Source organism: Tateyamaria sp. (genome assembly GCF_039945315.1).
In the GTDB taxonomy this organism is placed as follows: domain Bacteria; phylum Pseudomonadota; class Alphaproteobacteria; order Rhodobacterales; family Rhodobacteraceae; genus Tateyamaria.
Genome location: NZ_JBDUXB010000003.1, coordinates 72,032 through 95,127 on the forward strand (window position 1 = coordinate 72,032; position 23,096 = coordinate 95,127).

17 protein-coding genes are annotated in these 23,096 nt (G+C 58.4%); 10 read left to right on the top strand and 7 right to left on the bottom strand.

Annotation, left to right across the window (positions count from 1 at the left end):
- The first annotated feature begins 106 nt into the window (after positions 1 to 106).
- From ABJD00_RS00890 to ABJD00_RS00905, 4 genes are all read left to right on the top strand, one after another.
- Positions 107 to 1,900 carry an autotransporter assembly complex protein TamA gene (locus ABJD00_RS00890; protein ID WP_413830176.1) on the top strand — a complete coding sequence of 598 codons (1,794 nt, stop codon included), beginning with the start codon at positions 107 to 109 and terminating at the stop codon, positions 1,898 to 1,900.
- Positions 1,900 to 6,222 (top strand): translocation/assembly module TamB domain-containing protein, encoded by a 4,323-nt coding sequence (locus ABJD00_RS00895; RefSeq protein ID WP_413830178.1) that lies wholly within the window; start codon positions 1,900 to 1,902, stop codon positions 6,220 to 6,222. Before ABJD00_RS00890 ends, ABJD00_RS00895 begins: the two co-directional genes overlap by 1 nt.
- Positions 6,223 to 6,301: 79 nt before the next feature.
- Complete coding sequence (locus tag ABJD00_RS00900) at positions 6,302 to 6,937, top strand: GntR family transcriptional regulator (RefSeq protein WP_413830180.1); 636 nt, start codon at positions 6,302 to 6,304, stop codon at positions 6,935 to 6,937.
- Positions 6,934 to 7,959 carry an AbrB family transcriptional regulator gene (locus tag ABJD00_RS00905; RefSeq protein WP_413830182.1) on the top strand — a complete coding sequence of 342 codons (1,026 nt, stop codon included), beginning with the start codon at positions 6,934 to 6,936 and terminating at the stop codon, positions 7,957 to 7,959. Before ABJD00_RS00900 ends, ABJD00_RS00905 begins: the two co-directional genes overlap by 4 nt.
- Here ABJD00_RS00905 and ABJD00_RS00910 read toward each other — a convergent pair.
- Genes ABJD00_RS00910 through ABJD00_RS00920 form a run of 3 tightly spaced genes read right to left on the bottom strand, consistent with a single transcriptional unit; the run spans position 7,940 to position 9,795 of the window.
- Entirely contained in the window at positions 7,940 to 8,905 is a 966-nt protein-coding gene (locus ABJD00_RS00910; protein WP_413830184.1) for a D-2-hydroxyacid dehydrogenase family protein, read from the bottom strand. The genes ABJD00_RS00905 and ABJD00_RS00910 overlap by 20 nt on opposite strands.
- Positions 8,902 to 9,141 (bottom strand): hypothetical protein, encoded by a 240-nt coding sequence (locus ABJD00_RS00915; protein ID WP_413830186.1) that lies wholly within the window; start codon positions 9,139 to 9,141, stop codon positions 8,902 to 8,904. Before ABJD00_RS00915 ends, ABJD00_RS00910 begins: the two co-directional genes overlap by 4 nt.
- 54 nt (positions 9,142 to 9,195) lie before the next feature.
- On the bottom strand, positions 9,196 to 9,795 hold the full coding sequence (locus tag ABJD00_RS00920; RefSeq protein WP_413830188.1) for a TetR/AcrR family transcriptional regulator: 600 nt from the start codon (positions 9,793 to 9,795) through the stop codon (positions 9,196 to 9,198).
- 109 nt (positions 9,796 to 9,904) lie between these two features.
- Between ABJD00_RS00920 and ABJD00_RS00925 the strand changes: the two genes are divergently transcribed.
- The 3 genes from ABJD00_RS00925 (at position 9,905) to ABJD00_RS00935 (ending at position 15,915) form a co-directional block, all read left to right on the top strand.
- Positions 9,905 to 11,071: an efflux RND transporter periplasmic adaptor subunit gene (locus ABJD00_RS00925; protein ID WP_413830190.1), complete on the top strand. Its 1,167-nt coding sequence runs from the start codon at positions 9,905 to 9,907 to the stop codon at positions 11,069 to 11,071.
- A complete protein-coding gene (locus ABJD00_RS00930; RefSeq protein WP_413830192.1) occupies positions 11,071 to 14,214 on the top strand; it encodes an efflux RND transporter permease subunit in 3,144 nt (1,047 codons plus the stop codon). The genes ABJD00_RS00925 and ABJD00_RS00930 overlap by 1 nt, the downstream gene beginning before the upstream one ends.
- A 123-nt stretch (positions 14,215 to 14,337) precedes the next feature.
- Complete coding sequence (locus ABJD00_RS00935; protein ID WP_413830194.1) at positions 14,338 to 15,915, top strand: ABC transporter substrate-binding protein; 1,578 nt, start codon at positions 14,338 to 14,340, stop codon at positions 15,913 to 15,915.
- 144 nt (positions 15,916 to 16,059) lie between these two features.
- Here the strand turns inward: ABJD00_RS00935 and ABJD00_RS00940 are convergent, their stop codons facing one another.
- The 3 genes from ABJD00_RS00940 to ABJD00_RS00950 all read right to left on the bottom strand — a co-directional run bounded on the left by ABJD00_RS00940 (position 16,060) and on the right by ABJD00_RS00950 (position 17,824).
- On the bottom strand, positions 16,060 to 16,932 hold the full coding sequence (locus tag ABJD00_RS00940) for a hypothetical protein (protein WP_413830196.1): 873 nt from the start codon (positions 16,930 to 16,932) through the stop codon (positions 16,060 to 16,062).
- 312 nt (positions 16,933 to 17,244) lie between these two features.
- The gene (locus ABJD00_RS00945) at positions 17,245 to 17,586 is read right to left on the bottom strand and encodes a hypothetical protein (RefSeq protein ID WP_413830198.1); all 342 of its coding nucleotides are present in this window, start codon (positions 17,584 to 17,586) and stop codon (positions 17,245 to 17,247) included.
- Between the two features lie 4 nt (positions 17,587 to 17,590).
- Positions 17,591 to 17,824 carry a hypothetical protein gene (locus ABJD00_RS00950; RefSeq protein WP_413830200.1) on the bottom strand — a complete coding sequence of 78 codons (234 nt, stop codon included), beginning with the start codon at positions 17,822 to 17,824 and terminating at the stop codon, positions 17,591 to 17,593.
- A gap of 301 nt (positions 17,825 to 18,125) precedes the next feature.
- Between ABJD00_RS00950 and ABJD00_RS00955 the strand changes: the two genes are divergently transcribed.
- The gene (locus tag ABJD00_RS00955) at positions 18,126 to 19,688 is read left to right on the top strand and encodes an ABC transporter substrate-binding protein (protein ID WP_413830202.1); all 1,563 of its coding nucleotides are present in this window, start codon (positions 18,126 to 18,128) and stop codon (positions 19,686 to 19,688) included.
- Between the two features lie 290 nt (positions 19,689 to 19,978).
- Positions 19,979 to 20,749 (top strand): class I SAM-dependent methyltransferase, encoded by a 771-nt coding sequence (locus ABJD00_RS00960; protein ID WP_413830204.1) that lies wholly within the window; start codon positions 19,979 to 19,981, stop codon positions 20,747 to 20,749.
- A gap of 58 nt (positions 20,750 to 20,807) precedes the next feature.
- Here the strand turns inward: ABJD00_RS00960 and ABJD00_RS00965 are convergent, their stop codons facing one another.
- Positions 20,808 to 22,013, bottom strand: coding sequence for a mandelate racemase/muconate lactonizing enzyme family protein (locus ABJD00_RS00965; RefSeq protein WP_413830206.1), 1,206 nt, complete (start codon positions 22,011 to 22,013; stop codon positions 20,808 to 20,810).
- 101 nt (positions 22,014 to 22,114) lie between these two features.
- Here ABJD00_RS00965 and ABJD00_RS00970 point away from each other — a divergent pair, with 101 nt between their 5' ends.
- Positions 22,115 to 23,095, top strand: a complete 981-nt coding sequence (locus tag ABJD00_RS00970; RefSeq protein ID WP_413830208.1) for an ABC transporter permease — start codon at positions 22,115 to 22,117, stop codon at positions 23,093 to 23,095.
- The last annotated feature ends 1 nt before the right edge of the window (position 23,096 follow it).

Consider the following 23,096-nt stretch of genomic DNA (forward strand, 5'->3'; position numbering starts at 1 on the left):
AGCACAGATCTTGTCCAAAATAACGTGTTAAACGCTGGTGCCCGAGGCGCACATTTGGCATTCATTGACCAAAGCCGCCCAAGATAATGCGGTGAGGTGTTGTTTTATGATCGGAACCATCCGACGTGCTCTTGTTTGCGTTGTTATCGCAACTTGTGCGGCATCCACTGCGGTCGCGCTTGAAGTGACAATCAACGCTCCGGAAGAAGTGGCCGATGACTTGCGGATCGGCTCGCTTGCCGCATCCCTTGTGGACGGTACAGACACGGGCGAGCCTGCCAGCGGCATTGAAGTGCTTAGTGCGGCGCAGGCCGACTATAGCCGGTTGATCGGCGTTCTCTATGAGAAAGGGTATTTTGCCCCCACGATCAGCATTCAGGTGGATGGCCGCGAGGTGTCGTCACTGTCTGCCGTGGCCGCGCCACCCACCATCCCACGCGTTGTGATTACGGTTGACCCAGGCTCTCAGTTCACCTTTGGCAATGTCTCGATTACGCCCCAGGCCCCGACGTCTGAACCTGTGCCCGGACTGATGCCGGGAGATACAGCACGGATCTCTACACTGCGCGCTGGAACAGCTGCTCAGATTGAAGGCTGGCGGCATGCCGGCCACGCGAAAGCCGCTGTGTCCGATCAGAAGATTACGGCGCGCCACCCAGAAAAGACGTTGAGTGCGGCGGTCACGCTTGATCCAGGCCCGCGCCTGCGGTTTGGGAAATTGATCATCGAAAGCGAAAGCGCGGTGCGCGAAGAGCGCATTCGCGAAATAATGGGCTGGGAAAGCGGTGAGGTTTTTGACCCGGAACACATCGACGATGTCCGAGACCGGATGCGCCGCACCGGAACTTTTGCTGCGGTCACGCTGACCGAGGCCGAAGAACCCAATCCCGATGGCACCTTGGATGTCACAGCGACCATCTCGGACCAACTGCCGCGGCGCTACAGTTTCGGGGCCGAATTCAGCACGCTGGATGGCGTCAGCGTCAGTGCACTTTGGCTTCATCGCAACATTTTTGGCGGCGCTGAACGCTTGCAAATCGACGGCGAGATCTCGGGGGCTGGAGGACAAACAGGCGGCGAGGACTACCGCCTGACGGCTCTTCTTTCGCGCCCTGCAACGTTCCGTACAGATCTTGAAGCTTATGCCTTGGCCGAGATCGAGCAAGTTGACGATCCGAACCTATTCTCGCGCTCCGCTCGCCTCGAAGTCGGCGGAGTTTATTTCGCCAGCGACCAAAGACAATACACATATGGCATCGGCTTTCGCCGTTCACTGACCCGGGATGATCTGGGAGAGCGCAACTATACCATCTTCACCGTTCCACTGAGCGCCACCTTTGATCATCGCGATGACTCATTGAATGCTACGTCAGGATACTACGCCAAAGTTGGACTGACCCCGTTCTTCGATATCAGCGGAACGGAGAACGGCATTGTCACTACTCTTGATTTGCGCACCTACCGGAAAGTCGGCGAAAAGGTCACTCTTGCAGTCCGGGGCGTTTTAGGCTCCGTCGCTGGGCCCGACATCACATTGGCGCCTGCCGACTTCCTATTCTTCTCTGGTGGATCAGACTCGGTTCGCGGACAGGAGTACAAGTCGCTCGGGGTCGAACTCAGCCCCGGGGTCATTATCGGCGGTAAATCCTATGTGGGTCTGTCAGGTGAGATCCGTGTCCAAACAGGTGCCAATCTCTCCGTTGTCGGCTTTTATGACGCCGGATATGTGGGCGAGGAATCATTTTACGACGGGTCTGGCGAATGGCACACTGGCTACGGGGCGGGCGTCCGTTACAACACTCCGATTGGCCCCATCCGATTTGATCTAGCGGTACCGGGAACAGGACCCGGCGACAACTCAGGGGTCGAAGTCTACATCGGGATTGGACAGGCCTTTTGATGCGTTACCTTCTGATCCTCGTTGCCTGTCTGCTCTGGCCCTTTGCCGCAATCGCGCAAGAGGCTGACGATGACGAAGACCGCGGTTTCATCGCCGGGCTACTTGAAAGCGCGTTGGGCAGTGACGGACGCACGGTACGGATTGTCGGCTTTGCCGGAGCGTTGTCCAGCACCGCAAGCATCGAGCAGATCACCATCGCTGATGATGAAGGGATCTGGCTGACGATCGACGATGTCGCACTCACATGGACCCGCAGTGCTTTACTGCGCGGTATCATCGACGTGCAGGAGCTGCGCGCCGCACGCATTCAGTTGCCCCGTACACCCGTTGCACAGCCGGGGGTGGAAGTTCCGGATGCAGAAGCCACGCCCTTTGCTCTGCCCGACTTACCGGCCTCTATCCTGCTGGAGAAACTGGACATCGGTGCCGTGGAACTTGGTGCCCCTGTGTTGGGCGAAGCGGCCACACTGTCTCTCAGCGGTAGTGCCACACTTGCGGATGGTGCGGGGGATGTCTCTTTGCGCGCGCAACGCTCGGACGGACCGCGCAGCACAATCAGCATTGATGCCTCCTATGCCAACGAGACCCGCGAACTGGCGCTTGATCTTGAGGTCACAGAGGACGCGAATGGGATTTTGTCTGGGCTGATGAACCTGCCCGGTCGCCCCAGCGTTGATTTGAACATCGACGGAAGCGGTGCGTTGAGTGACTTCACCGGCACACTGGATTTGCGCACCGATGACACTCCACGGCTTGCCGGAACACTGGCCCTGCAAAGCGAAGAAGACGGGCCAATGGACTTTGACGTGGACCTTGGCGGCGATGTCACGGCCCTTTTCCTGCCGGAATACGCCGCCTTCTTTGGCCCCGAAGTCTCTTTGAGTGCACAGGGCAATCAGGACAGCGACGGCGCGCTCACGCTCAGCCAGTTCGATCTGCAAGCCCGCGCGCTGGAACTGAGCGGTCAGGTTGCGCTGAACAGCGATCGCTGGCCCATTCTGCTGGATGTCAAAGGGCAAATTTCAGATCCCAGCGGCACACCGGTCCTGCTGCCCGGAGCAAGCGGAGCGGAAACACGCATCAACAGCGCTGACTTGGCCGTTACCTTTGATACCAGCGACAGCGACGCGCTGACTGCACAAGTCTCCATCGCCGGGCTGGACCGGGCGGAACTGACCGCCGAAGAACTCACGCTTGATCTGGACGGCACCCTGTCGGGTGACGTTGATGCCATCGGGTCGCTCGCTACCCGAATAGATCTGGCCGCATCCGGCCTCGGATTTATCGACCCCGCGCTGGCGCAGGCTATTGGCACAATCGTGCGCGGTGGGTTGGATGTGCAATATGCCGATGACGCGCCTTTGCAACTAACCAACCTGTCCTTGACCGGCGCGGCCTGGCAAGCGAGCGGGTCTACAACCGTGAAAAGGCTGAGCGAAGATTTTTCCACCGCTTTTGATCTGAAACTGGACACCCCTGACTTGTCGGCCTTTGCCACGCTCGCAGGTGTCGAACTGACCGGCGCCGGGCAGATCGGTGTGACGGGCAACGCAGCTTTGGGCGGTTTTTTTGACGTCGTGATTACTGGCACCACCCAAGACCTCGCGCTTGGCATCCCACAGGCCGACGCCGTGCTGGCAGGTCAAACTGCCGTCGACCTCGCCGCACGCCGCGATTCAACCGGGACGTTTCTAGACCGTCTGACACTAAACAACCCCGCACTATCTGCCGACGTATCTGCTAATTTGCAGTCCGGTGCCTCTGAGGCCCGCTATGCTTTCCGCCTCGACGATGCGGGGCGGGTTGTGGATACTCTCGAAGGTCCACTCAGCGTCGAAGGCAACGCGCGCCAGACAGGCGAAGTCTGGGATGTTGGGGCGACGCTGGCCGGGCCACTGGATGCATCAGCCACGTTGGATGCGCGGATTGAGGGCGCGCAGATCGATATCGACCTCGACGCGGGCGTGCCCGACCTGAAACCACTTGTGCCGCAACTGGAAGGTGGGGCGCAGTTCGCTGCCAGCGCGCAACAGCGCAACGGGGCGTGGGACTTTGACACCGAAATAGACGGACCATTTGACAGCGCAGTGACCGCCTCCGGGCGTTTTGCTGATGGCATTCTCAATGCGAACTATTCGGGCTTCCTACCTTCGCTTGATCCTTTTGCACCCGGCATTCCTGGCGCACTGAAAATGAACGGTGAGATACAGCAGGTAGCAGACGGCTACGAGTTCGCCACGGATCTGTCTGGCCCGTATGATGCTACCGTCAATGCAACAGGCGCACTGCTTGCCGGAATCCTGAACGCCAAATACTCTGCCAACGTGCCGGACGTATCTACACTCGCGCCCGGCGTCACCGGCGCGCTCGACGTGACCGGGGAAGTGCAGCAAGTACCTACTGGGTGGGAATTCGTAACGGACCTTTCCGGCCCCTATGACGCTCAGGTCAATGCGACGGGAGCACTCCTGTCCGGCATACTCAGCGCAGACTATGCAGCTCGTCTGCCAGATGTGTCTGCGCTTGCCCCGGGTATCAATGGCGCTGCGACGCTGGATGGAAACGTGCAGCAGCAAGATGACGGGTGGGCTTTTGCCACAGACCTGACGGGACCATTTGAAAGCACAGGCAAAGTTAGCGGCACCTACAAATCAGAGCAACTGGCGACCGACTTTGAACTGGCAATGCCTAATGTGGCCCCTCTTGCTCCCGGTATTTCGGGACCACTGAACGTGGCAGGCACCGTGGCACAGGTCGATCAGGGCTGGACCGTTGAAACTGAGATAGACGGCCCATACTCCAGTATCGCGAACATTGATGGCACCTACAGTGCCGATGGGGCAGCGGCACGCTATGAGGTTCAGGTGCCAGATGTGGGCGCGCTGTTGTCGGGATTCTCCGGAGCCGCCGCTCTTTCCGGAACGGCCACGCAGGTCGCGAGCGGTTTTGACGTCGATGCCACTCTTGAAGGACCCGGAGGCACCACCGCGCAGGTTCAAGGGCTGGTTGGGAGTTCTGGGGAACTCGAACTGGATGCCAAAGGACAGGCGCAGTTGGGGTTGGTGAATACCTTCATTGCGCCCCGCTCTGTTTCGGGGACTGTTGACTTTGACCTTACTGTTGACGGCCCTCCAGCGCCCTCGTCCGTGCGTGGGCGGATCAGCACTGCCGGAACACAATTTGCCGACCCCAGCCTGCCATTCTCCTTTTCGGACATCACCGCCGCTGTGGACCTGACGGGCGAACAAGCAAACCTCGGGGTAACCGCGCAGGTGAGAGAAGGCGGTTCTATTGGTGTGAACGGACCGATCACTTTGAGTGGGGCATTCCCAGCGCAACTGGAAGTCGGGCTGAACAATATCGTTGTTACGGACAACGTGAACTACACCAGCCTCGTTAATGGTGGCATATCCGTCAACGGTCCGCTTTTGGGCGGGGCAGAGATTGCGGGAACAATCGACGTGGGTGAAACGACGGTGCGCGTCCCAAACAGCACCGTGTCGACTCTCGGCTCAATCCCGGACATCACACATATCGGCGAGACCCGGCCCCAAATGCGTACACGGGAGCGAGCCGGTCTGGTGGCTCAGGAAAGCGACAATGCTAGTGGCGGTGGCAGCCCCGTTGCATACCCGCTTGATATCACGATCAATTTGCCTTCGAAGGTCTTCGTACGTGGGCGCGGGATCAACGCGGAACTCGGGGGCGACTTAAAGATCTCCGGCAGCACCGCAGACGTGATCTCAATCGGGCAGATCGATTTGATCAGAGGCCGGATCGATATTCTCAACAGGCGGTTTGATCTGACTGAGGGACGTGTGGAACTGGAGGGGCGGTTCGAACCGTTTTTGCGTCTGGTGGCAGAAACTACCACCGAAACCGGGACCGCCAGTATCATTGTCGAAGGCCCGCTGGAAGACATCGAAGTATCATTTGAATCCAACCCCGAAGCGCCACAGGATCAGGTTCTGGCGCAGGTCATTTTCGGGCGTGACATCTCGCAACTTTCTGCCTTTCAAGCGCTGCAACTGGCCAGTGCGGTTGCTACCCTGGCCGGAGTGGGCGGCGAAGGACTTGTGTCACAACTGCGCGGGTCTATTGGTCTGGATGATCTGGACATCACGACGGATGAAGATGGCAGTTCCGCCTTGCGGGCGGGCAAGTACCTTTCAGACAACGTTTATACGGACGTGACAGTTGGAGGACAGGATGGAGCCGAACTGTCCATCAACGTTGATCTAAGCGACAGCCTGACAGTGCGCGGTAGCGTGGGATCAGACAGTAACACAAGCCTTGGGCTCTTCATTCAAAAGGATTATTGAGCGCACGCTTTGACAGTGTGCCCCAATCTCCTTAATGTAGTTTTTGTATCCAAGCGGATACAAAAAGTGAGAACCTGCCATGACCACTCCCGATATGAGCCAGGGCGAAATTGCCTACGCCAAACTGCTTGCCGCCATTCGCAACGGAGAGTTCTCTCCCGGTGATCGGTTGCGAGAAACAGATGTTGCCAGCCGGCTAAATCTATCCCGAACACCAGTTCGCGAAGCTCTGCGCAGACTAGAGGCAGAGGGCATTGTCGAGCATCGCCCGCGCCTTGGAGCCATCATTCGCCAGCTGAGCCATGGTGAACTGGTAGAACTCTATGAGATGCGCAGCGTTCTGGAACGCACAGCCGCCGAGATGGCGGCCAAGCATGCGGGCCCTGCAGAGATTGCAGCGCTCCGGGACCTCAACAAGACACTTGCCTCCAGCGACCCAGCAGAGGCCGCCGCGCTCAATCAGGACTTCCATCGAGGCATTTACCTTGCCACACGCAACAGGTTCCTTTTGGACGCTGCCCGAGCACTCAACAACGCACTGATGTTACTCGGGCCAACCACGCTTGACGACCCCGCGCGGATTGCCGAGGTCAGCACGCAACATTCTGCGATCCTCGATGCTATCGCCGCCGGTGACGTCATCGGCGCGGGCGAGGCGGCGGCAACCCATTTGCAAACGTCGCTGGTCCACCGCCTCAAGGTTCTGGCCCGGTGAGAAGCACGGCGCTGACCTTTGCTATTGCTGCGGTCGGAGTCGCGGTATTTCACGCCGCCGCCCTGCCCCTCCCATGGTTGCTTGGGCCGATTGCGGCCTGCCTGATTGCTGCGCTATCGGGCGTCAAGATGAACGGGATCAAACCGCTCAACGAGGGCATGCGGACTATTCTCGGCCTCGCGGTCGGGGCCACGTTCACACCACTCGTGCTGGCCTCAATGGTGCAGATGTGGCCAACGCTAATGTTGATCCCGGTCATGGTATTACTAATTGGCCTGATCGGGGTGCCCTATTTCCAGCGTCTCTGGGGCTATGACTTTGCAACCAGTTACTACTCGACCATGCCCGGCGGTCTTCAGGACATGCTGGTGTTTGGGGAGGAGGCCGGAGGCAACCCACGCGCGCTGTCGCTGATCCACGCCACACGAGTGCTGGTGATCGTGGTGGCGTTGCCGTTTATCCTGCAAGGTCTGTGGGACGCAGACCTCAGCAACCCGCCTGGCGCGCCTGCCAAAAGCGTGCCACTGGATCAGTTGTTGTTAATGATTGCCTGTGCGCTGGTTGGCTGGCAAGGCGCCAAGCGGATCGGCATGTTCGGGGCCTCTATCCTCGGGCCTTTAATCGTGGCTGCAATCTGCGCAATCACAGGCCTTTTGCACCACCGCCCACCGGTCGAGGCGATCTGGGCCGCACAGTTCTTTATCGGGATGGGCGTCGGGATGAAGTACACAGGTATCACCATGCAAGAAGTGCGTCGTGACCTGACGGCGGGTCTGGGCTTTTGCGGCATCCTGATCGTGCTGACCCTCATCTTTGTCGAAGGAATATACCTGATGGATCTGGCCGGGGGGATGGACGCCCTGCTGGCCTTTGCCCCAGGCGGTCAGGCAGAGCTCACGATCCTTGCGCTGATCGTTGGGGCCGATGTGGCCTTTGTGATCGCACACCACGTGTTGCGGATATTCGTGGTGATCCTCGGCGCACCGCTCTTTGCACGGCTTTTCAAAGGGCCTCGGGATTGATCACATTTATGGGTGCGCCATTCGCATACGCATTGACCTGATCAAAGATGTCCGAAAACTGCAGTTCAAACTCATCCTCGGTGACAAAGCCGATATGCGGTGTCGCGAGCACGTTAGGGTGCGTAGCCAGGATATTGGTCGTATCCGTCATCGGTTCGTTGTCATAGACGTCCACCGCGGCGTGGATGCGATCACGCGCGATCTCAGCCTCAAGCACACCCGGCGCAATCAACCCGGAGCGCGATGTATTGATCAGCAGCGCGCGCGGTCGCATTGCTGCCAAGTCCTGTGCAGTGACCAGCCCTCGCGTCTCTGGCTTCAAACGCACATGAAGACTAACAATGTCGGACGTTGCGAAAAAGGCCTCGCGGCTTTCCGGGACAGTCTCGCCATCTGCTATGGCGCGCGCGCGGCCCGCTTCGGATCCCCACCATTGCACATTCATTCCCAAAGCCTTGGCATAGACCGCGACGGCGCCAGCGATCCGACCATAGCCGTACAGGCCTAAGGTGCGTCCGCGCAACGTCCGCCCCACTTCCACCTGCCACTGCCCGGCCTTCAACGAGGCCACTTGCTGAGGGATTTGGCGATAATGGGCCAACATCAAGGTCAGGGTCATTTCAGCAGCGGCGTAAGACGGCGCACCTGCATGCATATTTGAACACAGTAAAACACCGTTCGCGGAACAGGCTGGCACATCAACATGGGGATAAAAACTACGCTGACTGATCAGTTTGAGCGCGTCGAGCCGGCAGAGCAGATCCGCACCGATCTTGCTCCGTTCCCGGAACAGGACGAGGCATTCTGCATCCCGTACACGCTCGGCCAGTTTTGCCGGATCCGGTTCGTGATCTGTCCAAACCGTCACATCGTGGGCAGCCAGTTTGGCGAAACAAGGCAAAGTGCGCAGCGTGTCGAACCAGTCATCCAGAATATGAACTTTCAACGGCTTTCCATCCGATCCGCAGGAGTGGGCATGCGAGGCGTAGGCACAAAGACGGATGCATCCAATTGAGACAGGGCATCCGCAATACGTACCCTTTCGGCCAGCAGGTGATTGAACTGCGCGTCACAGCCTGAGATGGGCGTTGGGTAGGCGCTGATCTCAGCAGCCAGCAGGCGTTGCGCTGTGGCCAATTCGGCCCGCGCAACAGTCAAACAGTCGGTGTAGCTGTCTTGCATGTCTGATGTCCTTTGCTCAATTGTATACCAAGGTATACCAATTTGAGATCATATTCAATCCTGCATGATCCGTCGCGCGATATCCGCCATCAGCATGGCCTCTTGCTCTTCGCTCATATCCAGATCGTGCTTGCCATCAATCTCGAGGAAAGCGTGACCGTGCACAAACATGTGCAGCATGTAGGAACGACGTTCGATCTCCTGATCCGGGTACCCTTCGGCCAAGAAGGCACGCACCTCTCGCTTTACCACGTCAAAACACGCATCCCCGTGCGTCTGCAATTCGGGATCTTCGTCGTGATCCTTTGTCAGGCCGAACATCAGGCGGAACACACCCGGTTCGGTGCGGGCAAAGTTGGCATAACACAGACCCAGCGCCATGATCGGGGCCAGAGGATTACCAGTGGCAGCCTTTGCGGCGGCATCCATCTGGTCCCGCATGCGGTCGATTCCCGCCAATGCGACGGCGCGCACGATCTCTCCACGGTCCGAAAAATGCTTGTAAGGTGCCGCAGAACTGACGCCCGCACGGCGCGCCGCCTCGGATATAGAAAACCCATCCGCGCCCTTCTCTTCGACAAGAATACGAACAGTTTCAATAAGATGCGCACGTAAATCACCGTGGTGATACTGCGTTCGGGGGAAAGTCTCCACGTCCTGCTCCAACTTTTTTTGCCTGATGCCCTTGTCAAAGTAAGTAGCTATTACATATGCCTAAGAACAGCAAGTAAGTGCCACTCACTTCGAGTCAAGGAATGACACCATGACCCAAAGACGCCCCGAGGATACACGCAAAACGCCCCTTTGGAAGCGGGCGTTGCGCGGATTTGCAACGCTCACAGGAACGGCGTCGGTGATCGCCATCGCTGCTGGCTCGGTCTGGTTAGCCAGCGCGACTCTTGCCACCCGGGCCTCTGCTGTTGACGCGCCGCCGCCCGCACCGACCACCTCTGTCGAAGCATTGCGCATCTCACCTACAGACCAAATGAAAGTGACCCGCCAGTTCTATGGTCAGATCGAAGCCACCCAAACAGTCTCCCTCGGGTTCGAGCAGGGCGGTCGCCTCAACGTCCTGACAGTGGAAGAAGGCGACCGCGTCGAGGCCGGAGATGTTATAGCGAAACTCGACACGCGCATCCTGATGACCGAAAGGTCGCGGTTGGTGGCGTCCCGTGACAGGCTCGAGGCACAAGCCGAACTCTCCCGCCGCACGGCCCGGCGCCAGACTGAATTGCGCAATCGCGGGTTTGCTTCAGATCAGGCCGTGGACAACGTGGCCCTTGCCCTCACAGCGATTGAGGCCCAAATGGCCGAAGTTGACGCGGCCATTACCCAGGTCGAAGTGCGGCTTAGCCAGACCGAACTCACCGCACCTTTTGATGGCACAATCGGCGCGCGCCACGTCGATCCAGGCGCCATCATGTCTGTGGGCGCCCGAGTCCTGGACATCAGGCAAGCGGCCGCACCAATGTTCCGAGTGGGCATTGATCCCAAACTTGCCAGCACCCTCGCCGATCATCCCGCAACCATAACCCTCGAAGGCACAGAATATGCCGCACGTTTCATTGGGTTCCGGCCCGACCTGGACGCCCAGACACGAACCCGGACCGCCTTGTTCGAAGTGAAGACTGACGCGCCTGTCTACCTCGCCGCTGGCACACTCAGTGTGCAGACCGAGCTGACGCAGTCGGGCTATGCCGTGCCATTGTCCGCCCTTCAGGACGGTGTGCGGGGCCTTTGGACCGTTCTGTTGCTCGAACCAGAAACAGACGGTTTTGCCACAGCACGCGCAGCAGCCGTCGAAGTGCTGCAAATCGAAGGCGATACCGCTTATGTGCGAGGGACGCTGACCGGTGATGCCCTGATCGTCCCCCATGGCACACATCGCCTTGTTCCCGGCGACCGGGTGCAACTGGCCGAGGCGGACTAATGGAAACCCTCACCTTCCGCCAACCCCGCATTGTCACACTTGCACTGTTGGTCATCATAGCGGCAGGCCTTGCATCACTGCTGGCCATCGGACGTCAGGAAGACCCGACAATCACCAACCTCTTTGGCACCGTCACAACCCAGATCCCCGGCGCAGACCCCGCCCGCGTCGAGGCACTGGTCACACAACCAATCGAAGACGTGCTGCGTGAGGTGGCCGAAGTGGACGTGATCGAAAGCACGTCAGCCACCGGCATCTCGATCATCTCTGTCGAACTGGGAGTCACCGTTGCTGACACTCGGATCGAGGAGGTCTGGGCAGAAATCCGCGATGACCTTGTCGCCCTTTCCGCCACCCTTCCAACGGACGCATTCGAGCCAGAATTTGACACCGAAGGCGGCAGCGCCTTTGCCGCCATCGCGGCTTTGTCAGCAGAGTCAGGCGTGCCCACGACGATCCTTGGGCGCTACGCCCGCGATCTCGCCCAACACCTGCGCAACATCCCCGGCACCGAACTGGTAGAGCTGTTCGGTGCGCCAAAAGACGAGGTGCTGATCACGCTGGACCCCACCGCCTCAGCCGCTCTTGGACTGACCGCAAGCGACATCAGCCGCGCCATTGCCAGCGGGGACGCCAAGGGGCCGGCAGGACGCGTACGCCCGGCGGGTTCTGACCTGCTGGTGTCCGTTGCAGGCGAAGTGGAATCACTCGACCGCCTGGGCGACATCGTGATCCGCCGCTCTGATGCCGGAGCGGTCACCTACCTTTCTCAGGTGGCCGAGATCACGCGCGGGCCGCGCCTGCCTCACTTCGAATTGGCCATCTACAACGGCAAGTCTGCTGTATTGGTGGCCGCCAAGTTGGAGTCCGGCCTGCAAGTCGATGTCTGGTCCGGCTTTGTCCGGGACGAAATCGATGCATACCAAGCGCAGATGCCCGTTGGCACCCAATTGGACCTCACCTTTGACCAAAGCCGCTATACTGCGGATCGTCTGACAGAAGTCGGCATCAACATGGCCATCGGTGTCAGCCTTGTTGTCGGCGTCTTGCTGCTGACCCTCGGGTTGCGGTCGGCAATGATCGTAGCGCTGATCCTGCCAGTTGTGACGCTTGCGACGCTGTTCACCATGAACTTCATCGGTCTGGCTATTCACCAGATGTCTGTCACAGGCCTGATCGTGGCTCTTGGACTGCTCGTCGATGCGGGCATCGTGATGACGGACGAAGTGGGCCAACGCTTGCAGAAGGGCATGAGCCGGATGCAGGCGGCCGGAGGTTCGGTCAAGCGACTGTTTGCACCGTTGCTGGCGTCCACAGTGACCACCGCGTTGTCCTTCACGCCTCTGATCCTGCTGCCCGGGCCTGCAGGTGATTTCGTGGGCTCAATTGCGATCGCGGTCGTGATCATGCTGGGCTGGTCTTTTGTGATCGCTGTCACGCTAACCCCCGCCATCGCAGGACACCTGTTGCCCGCCAACGGCACACGAGGTGGGATCAAGGGCGGAACGCTGGGTCGCGCGTTTGAGGCCAGCTTGCGCTGGTCTGTCAACAATCCGCTGCGCTCCGTCGCTCTGGCACTGGTGCTCCCAATCACCGGTTTTGCGGCTATGCCTACACTCACGGCGCAATTCTTCCCCGGCGTAGATCGCGACCAGTTCACCATCGAAGTCGATCTCGCACCCGGTACTGGAATCGACGACACGCAAGCAGTTGTTGATCGGCTCAACCAGAAACTGACAGCCGTGGACACCATCGAACAGGTGATGTGGGTTGTGGGTCGTTCCGCCCCGGCATTTTACTACAACGTCGTCGGCGCACGCGAGAATGCGCCGGGCCATGCGCACGCACTGATCACGACTGCCTCACCCGAGGCGACAGAGGTGATCTTGCGGGATTTGCAACGCACCCTTGCCCCGGTCGCCCCTGAGGCCGACATTCTGGTGCGCGGCCTGGTGCAAGGCCCACCGGTGAATGCACCGGTTGAACTCCGCTTTGTCGGCACTGACCTTACCGAGCTGCGCAGCCTTGGAAACGAAGCGCGGCGGGTCCTTTCGGGAGTCGATTCAGTACTGGTCAGCCGCTCCACCATTGGGGCCGGAGCGCCCAAGGCGACGATCACGGTCGATGAAGCACAAGCCCAAGTGCTTGGCCTCGATCTGACGCAGATTTCCAGGCAGTTGCAGGCAGGTCTCGAAGGGATCACTGGCGGGTCAATGGTTGAAGGGGATGAGGAGCTTCCCATACGTGTGCGTCTTGGCGATGCGACCCGTGGTTCAGTACAAGCGATCCGTGACTTGCCAATACTGCGCCCGGACGCGCAGGCCCTCGCCGCGCAAGGCCGTTGGCCCGCCCTGCCCCTCTCTGCCATTTCAGACGTCACGATCGAACCTGCCGCAAGCACCATCACCCGGCGCAACGGCGAGCGCGCCAATACCGTGCAGGCGTTCATCCTGCGTGATGTTCTACCCGAAGCAGCGCTCGTCGAAGTGCAAGCCGCATTGGACGCGGCTGGGTTCACCGTGCCCCAAGGTGTGCGCCTTGAGTTGGGCGGGGACAGTGATGCGAGGGCAGACACCTTGTCGGACCTGTTGGCCTCGTTGGGTCTGATCGTGACCCTCTCTATCGCGGCCATTGCGCTGACCTTTAACTCCTTCCGACTCACCGCCGTGGTGCTTGTGGTGTCCGGCCTCAGTGCGGGTCTCAGTCTTCTGGCGCTTGCCGTGTTCCAGTACCCATTTGGGATCAACGCAATCATTGGCGTGATTGGCTCAATCGGTGTTTCGATCAATGCAGCGATTATCATCCTGTCCGGCCTTGCCCAGGAAGAAAATGCCGCGGCCGGGGATCGCGACGCCATGGTCAATGTGGTCATGGGATCAAGCCGCCATATCGTCTCTACGACGATCACCACATTCGGGGGTTTCTTGCCGCTGATCCTCGCCGGCGGCGGCTTCTGGCCCCCATTTGCTATGTCGGTGGCGGGCGGCGTCCTTCTGTCCACTGTGGTGAGTTTTTACTTTACTCCACCCCTTTTTGCTCTGATCCACCGACGGTCCAAACCCAAAGAATTGGACGAAATCGGAGATACACCACGCGAGCCGCCCTTTGTCCTTTATTCGCCTTACCAAAAGGCCGCAGAATAGCAAAAAAGTCGCCCGTTTCGTTGGCAACCAACAGAGCCTAGACGTCCTTCGCACCAAACTGACTTGCCAAGTGCGGCGAAGTCGCGAACACTCTGCCCCATAACATGAAATGGGGAGACTAATATGAAACTGACAACAATCCTGTCTGCAGCGGCGCTGTTGTCCAGCACCGCGCTGGTCAGCGCGGAGACGCTGAAATGGGCTCGCGCCGGGGATGCGCTGACACTTGATCCGCACGCCCAGAACGAAGGGCCCACCAGCACGTTGGCCCACCAGATCATGGAGCCACTGATCATCCGGGATCACACGGGCGCCATCGAAGCGGCTCTTGCCACCCAATGGGGGCCTTCAGCAGACGATCCGAATATCTGGGTGTTTCAATTGCGTGAAGGCGTGACCTTCCACGACGGTGCAGCCTTTGATTCCGAAGACGTTGTGTTTTCGATGAACCGCGCGATGACGCCTGACAGCGACTACAAAGAACTGCTAGCATCAGTCAAAGAAGTTCGCGCAGCCGGCCCATACACGGTTGAGATTGTGACAGACGGCCCGAACCCGATCATGCCAAACAACCTCACCAACCTGTTCATCATGGACAAGGACTGGGCCGAAGCCAATGGCGCCACCAAAGTGCAGGACTATGAAGGTGGCGAGGACACATACGCTGCCAAGAACGCCAACGGCACCGGTCCTTACAAACTGATCAGTCGCGAACCAGACGTCAAAACCGTGCTTGAGGCCTTTGAAGGGTATTGGGGTGCAGGTGAATTTCCACTGGATGTAACGGCCATCGAATATACGCCGATCCAAAACCCGGCCACACGCGTTGCCGCGTTGCTGTCAGGTGAGGTCGATTTCATTCAGGACGTCCCCGTCCAAGACCTTGAGCGGGTCGCGGGTACCGACGGGCTGGACGTGCGCACGGCACCGCAGAACCGCGTCATCTTCTTTGGGATGAACGTCGGCGATGCGGACCTCGCAAACGACAACGTCGAAGGCGCCAACCCGCTGGCAGACGTGCGCGTGCGCAAAGCCATGTCGATGGCCATCAATCGCGATGCGATCAAGCAGGTCGTGATGCGCGGCCAGTCTGATCCCGCAGGCATGATTGCACCTCCTTTCGTGAACGGTTGGGATGAGGCGATGGATTCTTCGTCAACAACCGACTTGGAGGCCGCCAAGGCGCTGATGGCCGAGGCTGGGTATGGCGATGGGTTCAGCATCCAACTGGATTGCCCCAATGACCGCTACATCAATGATGAGGCGATCTGTCAGGCGTCTGTCGGCATGCTTGCGCAAATCGGGGTGACGGTAAATCTTGATGCCAAGCCCAAAGCGCAGCACTTCCCACTGCTCAGCAATCTGGAAACAGATTTCTACATGCTGGGCTGGGGCGTTCCGACCTACGACTCCGAGTACATCTTCAACTTCCTCGTCCACGGGCGAGACGACAAATACGGGTCGTGGAACGCTACGCGTTACACCAACGATGACCTGAACGCCAAGATCGTGAGCCTTGCCTCAAACACAGACCTTGAGGCACGCAATGCCGATATCGCGGCCATCTGGGAAGTCGTGCAGGACGAAGTTCTCTACATCCCACTTCACCACCAGGTGCTAAACTGGGGCATGAAGTCGAATGTCGGCACAATCGTGGATCCCGGCGATGCTCCCAAGATGAAGTATCTTGAGCTGAATTAAGTTTACGAAATCACTTGAGAAAGGCGGTGCCATGGGTGCCGCCTTTCTTTTTAGGAGGTACTTTTTTGCGACTCCTCTCACATCTGCGCCAACCACTTTCATCGCAAACCCAAGTCTGATGTCGCAGTGTTACCCGGAAACGATCTACCCAGCAGTTCCTGGATCGGATGGGCCGGGGAATGGCCCAAGACAACTTGCGCGATGAGACACCTGAAAGACATGGTTATATAGCTGGGCGACCCACTGCTTACCTTCCATGGTTTGCTCTAAATGCGTCAGGGCCGGGCCGATCAAAGGTTGCACCTGATGCCAAAAGAACTTGGGAAACTGCTCCATCAAATCCATAGGTGTCTCATATCCAAGTTTTTCGGCAAAACCCGTTTCAGAAAATTCGTAGTAGAGACCGCCGATCTTGCGATGATAAAACGGATCCGCGATCTGGCCAATTAGATCGGCGGCACGCACCAATGCCGGTTCGCCTTGCGTATCCGCGTACGCCGGATCATCGGGGACAGGGAACCGGGTGTACTCAATGGCTTGCGCTATTCTCTCTTCGTCGACAATCTTAGATTCGGCGAACCGTTGGCGCGCATACAGCTTTCCGCGGTCGACGTGATACGGCGCAAGAAATGCATCGGACGATCCGCGGGGTGGACAAATCTTGTCTCCGGCCTCGTTGATGACAACTTCGGTGTCCGTATCACCGTCGCAAATGTCACGTGAGTATCCGATGTCATGCACCAAAAGCGCCACTATAAAATGAAGCCAGTCTTCTGGTTGAACGGCGCGGGTCACCAACTGACCCCGAATGATTTGCTGGCCAACAAGGGTCACCATCATCGTGTGCTCTGCATTGTGATAAAGTGCGTCCGAATTTCCCAACCGCTCAAGAAGCATCCGGGCACTGCCGCTTATAAAGGCCGCGTATTCAGCTTTTCGGCCTGAGAAATACTGTAGATAAGTCTGAGCGAGATGATCTCCGAACTCTGCGGCAACTACGGCAGTGGGATTAAACATCGTCAATTCGCTTTTTGGGGCAATTTTCCCAAAGGTATTTCATTTGCCGGTTCATGTCAGCTATGTCCTCGAAAAGGGATGTCACTGCATCCCAACCGTTTAGCAACTAGATCGGCATTTGCGCCGCACCCTCAGCGCAAATCGCTCGGTTTTCCGAATACGCTAAATAAAGGGAACACCAAGGATTTGACATCAGCGCCGATACGAAAGTTGTAGGCCAACTTGACGAGTGAGGGGTGCAAAAACGCAGGTAGTCGAATGAGTGCCAAACGCTTGCCAAACACCGTCGCGCAAAGACTGACATTACGCTCGTTAGTCGAGCACACCGTCCCCGTCTACATCTGCCGCGTCGAAGTCCTTAAGCACTTGCTCACGATACTCGGGTTTCGAAATCGATCCATTGCCGTTTTCATCTGCGTTGTCGAAAATGTCTCGCGACATGAACCCTTCGACTTCGTCAAACTCAAGGCGGCTATCTCCGTTCGCGTCCATTGGCTCAAAGAAAAGATCCATTTGCTGGAGTATTTCTTCACGGGTAACTTGCACATCGTCGTCGGCATCCAGAAACCCCAGAGCGGATGTGGGCATGGTTTGCGCAAGTGCAGTCAATGGTAATGCAGCAATAAAGCCGATGGAAATCAGACAAATTTTCATAACGTTACCCCCCGCAGTTCAAAGAATTTGAGGCTGCCACAGCACCTGTAAACGCCCCAGCCCCGGTCATGATCGAGTTCCCACTGCCGCCACCAAAGCGATTGCCAATAGCACCACCAATCACCGCGCCGGTGAAGGTGCCGCCAACGCAAGCGACCTCATGCTGTGACGCCGGAGCGCACGCCCCGAGTGTGATCACCAACGGCAAAGCCATTGCCAGACTGATTTTCCGTATCATTTTCTTGCCCCTCCACATGAGCATTCAAGCCAACTTCAACGCGACAGGTTGACTGCTGCCCAATCGTCGCACCAACAAAACTGGGCCGCAATGATTCTGATCAATTTCCAATCGGCGCTGGCTCAATGCGGCCCTTCGCTGCGGGCCACCGAAAAATGCGCGGCTCGGCGTCCTTCAAAAGCTAGCGTTTCAATCCGCACCGCCGCCAGTTTCAACCGTTTCGCCGGCCCCTTCCCTTTTTGCGCGCACTCCGGTCTAGTACTCCCAATCGGATTTTTACTCACGACAGGAAAGGACAACTATGTTCCGCTACATCCTACCCGTTGCGCTCGGCCTCAGCGCCGCGCCCACTCTCGCAGAAGAGTTCAAATGGGCCGAAACCACAGACCCGCAAACCATGGACCCGCATGCTGTCAACTCGGCCCCCGTGCTGGGGTTCCTCAACAACGTCTATGAAGGCCTCGTACGGCGCGGCAAGGACATGTCCATCGAACCTGCCCTTGCCACGTCCTGGGAACCCATCGGCGATGGTGCGGGCTGGCGGTTCATGCTGCGTGAAGGTGTTACGTTCCATGGTGGCGAAACCTTCGATGCGGACGACGTGGTCTTTTCCTACCAGCGCGCCAGTGATGAGGCCTCCGATACCCGCAGCTGGTTCGCGCCTGTCTCGGACGTTGTGAAGGTTGACCAGTACACAGTCGACATCATGACCACGGCCCCAAACCCGATCTTTCCAGATTCCATTGCCAACTGGATGATCATGGATTCCGGCTGGGCTGAGGCCAATGGCACCATGCTTCCAGACAAGGAAAACGGCAACTACGCCACACTCAACACCAATGGCACAGGGGCGTTCTCTGTCACCGCGCGCGAGCCCGGTCTGCGCACCGTTCTCGAACCCTTCGCAGGCTGGTGGGATGAGGCAGAGCACAACATCACACGCGCAGAACTCACGCCGATCCAGAACCCTGCAACAGCTGTGGCAGCGCTGCTGTCCGGTGACGTCGATCTGATCAATCCCGTGCCTATTCAGGATGCCGCTCGGCTGAGCGCGGATTCTTCCGTGCAGGTTATTCAGGGGATCGAAGCACGCGTGATCATGCTCGGCTTTCCACATGAAGCCGACGCGCTGAAGTATTCGGCAGAGACAACAGATGCCAATCCTTTTGCGGATGCCCGCGTACGCAAGGCTGTCGCCCATGCCGTTAACGTGCCAGCGATCCTGCAGACCATCATGCGTGGCAGCGCGGAACCGGCCAGCCAGTTGGTGAGCCCAGCGATGCGCGGCTATTCCGCAGCCCTCGCAGAGCGGCCCGCCTTTGATCCTGATATGGCCCGCAGCTTGCTGGAAGAAGCGGGATATGGAGGCGGTTTCTCCTTCGGCCTCAAGTGCCCCAACGATCGCTATCTGAATGACGAGGCTGTCTGTCAGGCGGTTACCGGGATGCTAGCGCAAGTTGGGATCACCGCAGTTCTGGATGCGATGCCAGTCCAAAATTACTGGCCGGAACTGCGCGCTGATAACTACGACATGTACCTGCTCGGATGGTCGCCCGGCACCTTTGATGCCGAGCACCCCGTCCGCTTCCTCGCCTTCACCCCCAACGAGGAAAAGAAACTGGGTTCGTGGAATTTCGGCGGCTTTTCAAACGCGCGCGTCGATGAACTGCTGCCTATGATCCAGTCAGAAATTGACGATACCAAGCGTCAGGCCATGCTCGATGAGACGGCCAAAATCCTGCAGGACGAGGTGGCTTACGTGCCGATGTATGTCCAGCCTCTGGTCTGGGGCGCGGGGGCAGATATCGCCCTCACGCAGCGTCCCGACAACTTCTTCATCCTGCGGTGGGTCACTGTGAACTGAGGCCCGCGTCTCCGCGTGGGACAGCACTCGCCTGAAGCAAAATCAATGGGTTACAGAGGCGAATTTACGAAGTGTTAGGAAGCAGGGGGGCTATTGGCGCCCCTTTTTTCGTCTGGGGAGGGTCGTTAACTGCCCCTCATCCGCATAACCATTTACGCCCGCGATACGGTCCGGCCCAGCGGCCATGCAGCCTCCGGCACCACTTTCTCAAGGATGAGTGTCAGGGGCGTACAAATTCGCGCGTGGGTGTGGTATGGCCCGCCCCATGCGAAAGGGCTGGAGGCGGTGCGATGACGGGCGACTACGTTTCGACCAACAAGGATATCTGGAATGCTGACGCGCCCAATTGGGCGGAGTTTGCACATCGTCAATGGACACTCGAAACACCCGAATGGGGCACGTGGAACAACTCCGAAGACGGGATCAATATGCTCCCCGCCGACATGGCGCAGGTAGACGCAATCGAGCTGGGCTCCGGGACGGGATATGTGGCATACTGGATGCTTCGGCGTGGGGCGCGGGTGACAGCCATTGATATCTCTGCCGAACAACTGGCCACAGCGCGCGACCTCGCCGCGCAGCATGACGCAGACATCACTTTCATCGAAGGCAACGCTGAAGAGACGGGCCTGCCGGATGCGTCCTTTGACTTTGTCATATCGGAATACGGTGCCTCGATCTGGTGCAAGCCCGAGACGTGGTTGCGCGAGGCGTGGCGGTTGCTGCGTCCCGGCGGGCGGTTGGTGTTCCTTGGCAATCATCCCTTGTCACTGATCTGCTCGCCTTTGGACGGATCCCCAGCCCAACGCGCGCTGCACCGCCCCTACAAGGACATGTGGGGGGCGGACTGGACCGAAGTGGAATACGAACCGACAGGTGTTTGTTTCAACCTGACCATGGCCGGTTGGATGGATCTGTTTGCGCAGATCGAGTTTGCCGTCACGCGGTATCAGGAAGTTTATGCTCCGGACCACGCAATGGGAGAACGCGCTGCAATCCCCGCGGACTGGGCCAAAGAGTATCCGGTTGAGCAGGTCTGGCATTTGAGCAAACCCGCCTGAGCCTTGCGGCGGCGCTCTGCGGCGAACCCAGTTCAAATGTAGACGAAGTAAAGCGGACTCAGACTGCGTATACAGCCAATGGATCGCCAAGGGCATCAAGATCCGGTTCGACCCCGAGACCGGGCGTGTCGCTGGCATAGAGTTTACCCTCCCGCACATTTGGACCGCCGATGCCTGTGGAGCGCGTGTTGTAGTTGTGCAGATCCGTCGAGTTGATCAGATAATCCTTTGGGGTCGAGGCGGCAAAGTGTGCAACCGCGGAGGCTGAAATTTCGCCGCCCCATGTATCCTCACTGACCACCGGAATGCGGTTTTCGATCAGGAAATCGCGAACTCGCCGCGCTTTGACCAACCCGCCGAGGTTGGAGATTTTGAGACAACAGATTTCAGCCCCACGGTCCTGTACGATGCGCTGTGCCACTTCCATGCCCGTTACGCATTCATCCAGCTTCATCGGTTGTGCGACGTGCGGGCGCACCCGCTGGCATTCTTCATAAGTTCGGCAGGGTTGTTCAAAGATGTAGTCGAGATCGCGGGTAGCGTTGGCCACTCGGATCGCGTTGTCCACCCGCCAACCCTGATTGGCATCCGCCATCGCCTTTTCGCCCGGCGCCAGCAAAGGGACAGTCGCTCGAATGCGGTCGATATCCTGTTCCCAGTTGGCACCAACCTTGATCTGGAACTGTCGATAGCCTGCGGCGCGGTGGCGGTCGAGTTTTGCAATCGTTTCCTCTTTGGACCGCTGGGGGGCGACCCGGTACATGGGTGCCCCATCCGTCAGCTTGCCGCCCAGAAGCATCCAAACCGGCAGATTGCAGGATTTGCCAAGGATGTCATAGCAGGCCGCGATGATCGGGGCCTTGGCATAGCCATGTCCCAGGATCGTTTGATCCATCTCCCAGTCGATGGCTTCGACCTGCCGGGGATCTTTGCCGATGAGCACAGGCGCGAGGATTTTTGCCGCGGCTGCGACTCCTTCGGAATGGGCGACCATGTAGTTTTCGCCGCATGGTGTGAATTCGCCGCAGCCTGTCAGACCACACGCGGTGCCAATCACCACGACACTGGCCCGCGCCGTCGTGATCGCATTTCCCGCTCCCCACTGATACGCGCCGTCCACATAAGGCAGGTCGGTTTGAAAAACCTCGATCCGGTTGATTTCCATATGCTCCCCCAAAGTCCTGTGCGCGCCCCTTGCTTCGACCGTAGTGAACCAGGCAAGCCGGGATCGCCTGTGAGCGGCAGCCGTGTCGCTTCTGGGCATGCGCGATCCTGCACGCGAAACAGGCCTGTCTGGAAGATTGGCGCAAGGCTGGCGCCGCTTTTCGCTTGACCATCACGGCGCGGCATTAGCATCCTTGCGCAATGCTCGCCTATATCATCCAACGCGTTGTTCAGTCCGCCCTTGTCCTGCTGGTCGTGGGGCTGGTTGCCTTTTCGATGTTCCGGTTTGTGGGCGATCCAGTGGACAACATGCTGGGGCAGGAACGCACGCAAGCGGATATTGAGCGACTGCGCGAGGTCCTTGGCCTCGATCAGCCCTTTGTGGTGCAGTATTACAAGTTTCTGAGCAATGCAGCGCAAGGCAATTTTGGCGTGTCCTACCGGCAAGGGCGCCCTGTCGCAGAGATATTGATGGAGCGCGCGCCCGCAACGTTGGAATTGGCCGCAGTCAGCGGTTTTCTGGCGATTTCCATCGGGATTGCGTTGGGTGTGTTTACTGCCATTCGCCGCAACGGGGTGGGTGCGAACCTGATCATGTCGGTGTCCCTTATTGGGGTGTCTTTACCGACGTTTTTGATCGGAATTCTATTGATTTACCTATTCTCAGTGGAGCTGGGCTGGCTGCCCAGTTTCGGCAGAGGAGACACCGTGATGATCGGTGGCTGGTCCACCGGGTTCCTGACCCAGAGCGGCTTGCAGGCCTTGATTTTGCCGTCGATCACGTTGGGCCTTTACCAGATGACTTTGATCATGCGCCTTGTACGGTCTGAGATGCTGGAGGTCTTGAGACAGGATTACATCCGCTTTGCCCGCGCCCGTGGTTTGCGCGAACGCGCGGTGAACTTTCGCCACGCCTTGAAGAATACTCTGGTGCCCGTGATCACAGTTACAGGGTTGCAGTTGGGGTCGATCATCGCCTTTGCCATCATCACCGAGACGGTGTTTCAGTGGCCCGGCGTTGGACTGTTGTTTATCAACGCAATCCAATTCGTGGATATTCCGGTGATGGCTGCCTACCTCATGCTAATTTCGGTAATGTTTGTGGGGATCAACCTGATCGTGGACCTGCTCTATTTCGCTATTGATCCCCGCCTGCGCGTGGATCGGACGGGGGCGCACTGAA